Source organism: Klebsiella sp. EMBS2024, assembly GCF_036233805.1.
Lineage (GTDB): Bacteria > Pseudomonadota > Gammaproteobacteria > Enterobacterales > Enterobacteriaceae > Klebsiella > Klebsiella pneumoniae.
The window spans coordinates 2,846,939-2,851,838 of sequence record NZ_JAZARW010000001.1; the positions used below are offsets into that span (position 1 = coordinate 2,846,939).

The following is a 4,900-nucleotide window of genomic DNA, read 5'->3' on the forward strand; positions in this document are numbered from 1 at the left end:
ATAGCAATATCAATCAGTTACGCGGTTATCTGTAGGCCCACGCAAGCGCAGCGCCGCCGGGCAATCCCTGAAGATTGCACTTTGCCAGCAATATAAAGCCCTCTTCACAGAGGGCTTTTATCGCATAATCGCGAAGATTAACGCTTAAAGCGGTCCGGGAAGGTCATTTCGCTGTAGCGAACAAAGCGGGTGCCTTTCGCCAGCTTGTAACCAAACCAGATGACGAGGAACAGCGGAATACCGATGTAGGTCGCCGCCACGCCGCCCCAGTCAATGGTGTCCTTGAGGAACGCTTCGTAGTTCTGTCCGAGGGTGATGATCAGGCACAGCACGAAGGCGAAGATCGGCCCCAGCGGGAAGAACCCGGAACGATACGGCAGATTATTAATATCGTTACCCTGCAGGACGTAGCCGCGACGGAAACGATAGTGGCTGATCGCAATACCCAGCCAGGCGATAAAGCCCGTCATCCCGGAGGTGTTCAGCAGCCACAGGTACACCGTCTGGTTGCCAAACATGGAAGTCAGGAAGCACAGCGCCGCGATCACGGTGGTCGCGTACAGCGCGTTACGCGGCACGCCGCCACGCGACAGCTTCGAGAAAATGCGCGGCGCTTTACCGTCGCAGGCCAGGGTGTACAGCATACGCGTGGAGGCGTACATCCCGGAGTTCCCCGCCGACAGCACGGCAGTCAGGATAACGGCGTTCATGATCGCCGCCGCCGACAGCAAACCGGCATGCTGGAACACCAGGGTGAACGGGCTGACGGAGATATCCTTCACATCGTTGCGCAGCAGACTCGGATCGGTATACGGAATGATCAGGCTGATAATCAGGATCGCGAAGACGTAAAACAGCAGGATACGCCAGAAGACCTGGCGCACCGCGCGCGGAATGTTCTTCTCCGGATTTTCAGATTCACCGGCAGCGATGCCGATAAGCTCGGTGCCCTGGAACGAGAAGCCGACAATCATCGCCACGCCAATCATCGCCGAGAAACCGCCGGCGAACGGCGCATCCGCGATCCCCCAGTTGCTCCAGCCGGCTGGCTGCGCCCCTTTGAAGATGCCGACAATCATCATCACGCCGACGATGATAAAGATAATGACGGTGGCCACTTTTATCAGCGAGAACCAGTATTCCGCCTCGCCAAAGCCGCGCACCGAGATCCAGTTCAGCAGGAACATGATGCCGAGGAACAAGGCGCTCCAGATCCAGCCCGGAGTGTCGGGGAACCAGTAGCTCATCACCAGCTGTGAGGCCACGAGGTCAACGGCGATCGTCACCGCCCAGTTGTACCAGTAGTTCCAGCCCAGCGCGAAGCCGAAGCCTTCTTCAACATAATTCTGCCCGTAGGTGGCGAAGGAACCGGATACCGGCATAAACGCCGCCAGCTCGCCGAGGCTGGTCATCAGGAAATAGACCATCAAACCGATCAGAATATAAGACAGCAGCGCCCCGCCGGGACCTGCTTGCGAAATGGTTGCGCCAGAGGCAACAAAAAGACCCGTACCGATGGAACCGCCGATGGCGATCATGGTCAAGTGGCGCGCCTTCAGTTCACGACGTAGCGTGGGCGCTTCTGTGGTTTTAGTTTCCGAAACCATGTGATAATGCTATCCATCCAAAAAATGAGGCGCGATTGTAGCAGACGATCGGGGTTCCATCCGGTACAAATGCAAAGTTATAAGAGAGCTTCATGATCGCCCGCAAATTATTAGTAAAGCACTAACCTGCGGAATTGCCAGCGAATTCCCCCCGTAATCAGGCGATAAAACCGGGCTGCTACACCTGGCAATAGTGCAGAAAACGTTGTAATGCTTTAGAAATATGCTTCTGCCGGTGATGGATCCGCCACAGCGTGCGCGTCAGCCGGGGCAATGGCACTTTCAGCTCCGCCAGCGTGCCCGAGGCAAGCTGTTCGGCAATCACCCGCCGCGATAGACAGCTGATGCCCAGGCCATGCCTGACCGCGTGCTTGATCGCCTCTGAATTACCCAGCTCCATGCCCAGATGAAACGCCGGCAGATGCGACAGCAGAACGTAATCGACAATCTCCCGGGTGCCGGAGCCATGCTCGCGCAGGATCCACGGCGCCTCAGCCAGTTGCTGCAGGGTCACCTCCCCCGCCAGCAGCGGTGAGTTGGGCGCGGCAAACACCACCAGTTCATCCTCCAGCCACGGCTCGGCAATAATATCGGCGGCATGGCACGGCCCCTCAATCAGGCCGAAATCCACCCGCAGGTCGGCGACGGCGTTGATGACGTCCAGGCTGTTGCCGACGCTCAGCTCGACCGGCAGATCCGGGAAGTCATGACGATAGCGGGCAATAATCTCCGGCATAATATAGTTGCCGATGGTGCTGCTGGCGTAGACTCGGATCGCCCCGTTATCGCCGCGAAACAGCTGCTCGATCTCCAGGGCCCGCTCCAGCAGCGCCAGCGCACGCGGGTACAGCAGCCGTCCATGCTCATTCACCACCAGTCGTTTACCGACGCGGTCAAACAGCTGCACGCCGAGCTGCCCTTCCAGATCGGTCAGCGCGGCGCTGACCGCGGATTGCGAAAGCGCCAGCATCTGTGACGCCTGAGTGGTCGACCCACTCTTGTGGACTTCGGCGAACACTTCCAGCTGCCGCAGCGTAATATGCATAACCCACCCGTTTAGTAATCCAACCTGAATAACCTTCCTTACTATGGTGACACAAATCGAGGCGGCTGACGGAAGGAAAATCCGCTTATATCACAAAATCATCGTCTTGCCGGCGAGACCGCCCCGCTTCTGTCTAACCCGCTCTCGCCCCGTTGTAACCGGCGAAGCGGCCATTAACCACTTATTACGATTGATTATAAACATATAATCAATTTTATATTTAATCCCGCACGGCGTAACCTTTAGGCAGACAAAGGAGAAGGTTATGACAGCACTCACTTTACCCACCAAACATCGTTCCCTGTGGCATTTTGTCCCAGGCCTGGCGCTGACCGCCGCTCTGACCGGCGCCGNNTGTNNCCGGTAGTTTCCCGGCCATCGCCGGCGCGGGCTTTAGCGCCCTGACCCTCGCTATCCTGTTCGGGATGGTCGTCGGCAACACGGTCTACCCGAAAATCTGGCAGCCCTGCGACGGCGGGGTGATCTTCGCCAAGCAGCATCTGCTGCGCCTGGGGATCATCCTCTACGGCTTTCGCCTGACGTTCGCCCAGATTGCCGACGTCGGCGTGAGCGGTATTTTGATTGACGTTCTGACGCTCTCCAGTACCTTTTTCATCGCCTGCTTCCTTGGCCAGAAAGTGTTTGGTCTCGATAAACACACCAGCTGGCTGATCGGCGCCGGCAGCAGCATCTGCGGCGCGGCGGCCGTGCTCGCCACCGAGCCGGTGGTCAAAGCCGAAGCCAGTAAAGTGACGGTTGCCGTCGCTACAGTGGTTATCTTCGGTACCATCGCCATCTTCCTCTACCCGGCGATGTACCCGCTGCTGGCGCACTGGTTTACCCCGGAGACCTACGGGATCTATATGGGCTCCACCATGCATGAAGTGGCGCAGGTTGTTGCCGCCGGCCATGCGGTCAGCCCGGACGCGGAGAACGCGGCGGTTATCGCCAAAATGCTGCGCGTCATGATGCTGGCTCCGTTCCTGCTGTTCCTGGCGGCGCGTGTTAAACAGCTGACCCCGGCAGGCAACGGCGAGAAAAGCAAAATCACCATTCCGTGGTTCGCCATTATGTTCATCCTGGTGGCGGTGTTTAACTCCTTCCATCTGCTGCCGAAAGCCGTGGTGGATATGCTGGTGACGCTGGATACCGTCCTGCTGGCGATGGCAATGGCCGCCCTCGGGGTCACCACCCACGTCAGCGCGCTGAAAAAAGCCGGGGCGAAACCGCTGCTGATGGCGCTGATGCTGTTCGTCTGGTTGATTGTCGGCGGCGGGGTCATTAACGTCGCTATCCACAGCCTGATGGCATAAAGCACTACATCTTTCTCCAGTTAAGCCGCTATCATTACCCACCCCCCAGCGGCTTTAACTGGAGTTTTTTTTATGAAATACGTAGGAGCGCACGTGAGCGCCTCAGGTGGACTGGCCAATGCCGCCATTCGCGCCGCCGAAATCGAAGCAACCGCCTTCGCCCTCTTCACCAAGAACCAGCGCCAGTGGCGCGCCGCGCCGCTCAGCGACGAGACCATCGCCGAATTCAAAGCCGCCTGTGAAAAGTATCACTTTGGCCCGGGGCAGATCCTGCCGCACGACAGCTACCTGATTAACCTTGGCCACCCGGTGGAAGAAGCGCTGGAAAAATCCCGTGATGCCTTCATTGATGAAATGACCCGCTGCCAGCAGCTGGGACTGACGCTGCTCAACTTCCACCCCGGCAGCCATCTGCAGCAGATCCCGGAGGAGGAGTGCCTGGCGCGCATCGCCGAATCGATCAATATCGCGCTGGCGAAGACCGAAGGCGTTACTGCGGTGATCGAAAACACCGCTGGCCAGGGCAGCAACCTCGGCTTTAAGTTCGAGCACCTCGCGGCCATCATCGACGGTGTGGAAGATAAATCCCGCGTCGGCGTCTGCATCGATACCTGCCATGCTTTCGCCGCCGGCTACGACCTGCGCAGCGCCGAAGCCTGCGAAAAAACCTTCGCCGCCTTCGAACGCATCGTCGGTTTTCAGTATCTGCGCGGCATGCATCTCAACGATGCCAAGAGCGCCTTCGGCAGCCGGGTCGACCGTCACCACAGCCTGGGGGAAGGCAACATCGGCCACGATTGCTTCAGCTGGATCATGCAGGACAGCCGCTTCGACGGTATTCCGCTGATTCTGGAAACCATCAACCCGGATATCTGGGCGGAAGAGATTGCCTGGCTGCGGGCGCAGCAGATTGCCGAAGTGGCGTAAATAGAGAC

Annotated in this window: 3 protein-coding genes and 1 pseudogene; 2 read left to right on the top strand and 2 right to left on the bottom strand. The window is 58.4% G+C overall.

Translation table 11 applies throughout. The features are described 5' to 3' along the window. Positions 1-137: 137 nt before the first annotated feature. The gene (locus VZP09_RS13105; protein WP_002912929.1) at positions 138-1,607 is read right to left on the bottom strand and encodes an amino acid permease; all 1,470 of its coding nucleotides are present in this window, start codon (positions 1,605-1,607) and stop codon (positions 138-140) included. 178 nt (positions 1,608-1,785) lie between these two features. Continuing rightward, the gene (gene yieE / locus VZP09_RS13110; RefSeq protein WP_002912932.1) at positions 1,786-2,652 is read right to left on the bottom strand and encodes a DNA-binding transcriptional regulator YeiE; all 867 of its coding nucleotides are present in this window, start codon (positions 2,650-2,652) and stop codon (positions 1,786-1,788) included. Between the two features lie 265 nt (positions 2,653-2,917). On the opposite strand from yieE, the pseudogene VZP09_RS13115 reads away from it, so the two are divergent. Continuing rightward, positions 2,918-3,965: pseudogene (locus VZP09_RS13115) on the top strand (YeiH family protein). Between the two features lie 72 nt (positions 3,966-4,037). Then, positions 4,038-4,892 carry a deoxyribonuclease IV gene (gene nfo, locus VZP09_RS13120; RefSeq protein ID WP_002912937.1) on the top strand — a complete coding sequence of 285 codons (855 nt, stop codon included), beginning with the start codon at positions 4,038-4,040 and terminating at the stop codon, positions 4,890-4,892. Positions 4,893-4,900: the final 8 nt, after the last annotated feature.

Excerpts from the sequence above, each read along its gene's own strand:
- yieE (WP_002912932.1), bottom strand. The coding sequence starts at position 2,652 with ATGCATATTACGCTGCGGCAGCTGGAAGTGTTCGCCGAAGTCCACAAG.
- nfo (WP_002912937.1), top strand. The coding sequence starts at position 4,038 with ATGAAATACGTAGGAGCGCACGTGAGCGCCTCAGGTGGACTGGCCAAT.
- VZP09_RS13105 (WP_002912929.1), bottom strand. The coding sequence starts at position 1,607 with ATGGTTTCGGAAACTAAAACCACAGAAGCGCCCACGCTACGTCGTGAA.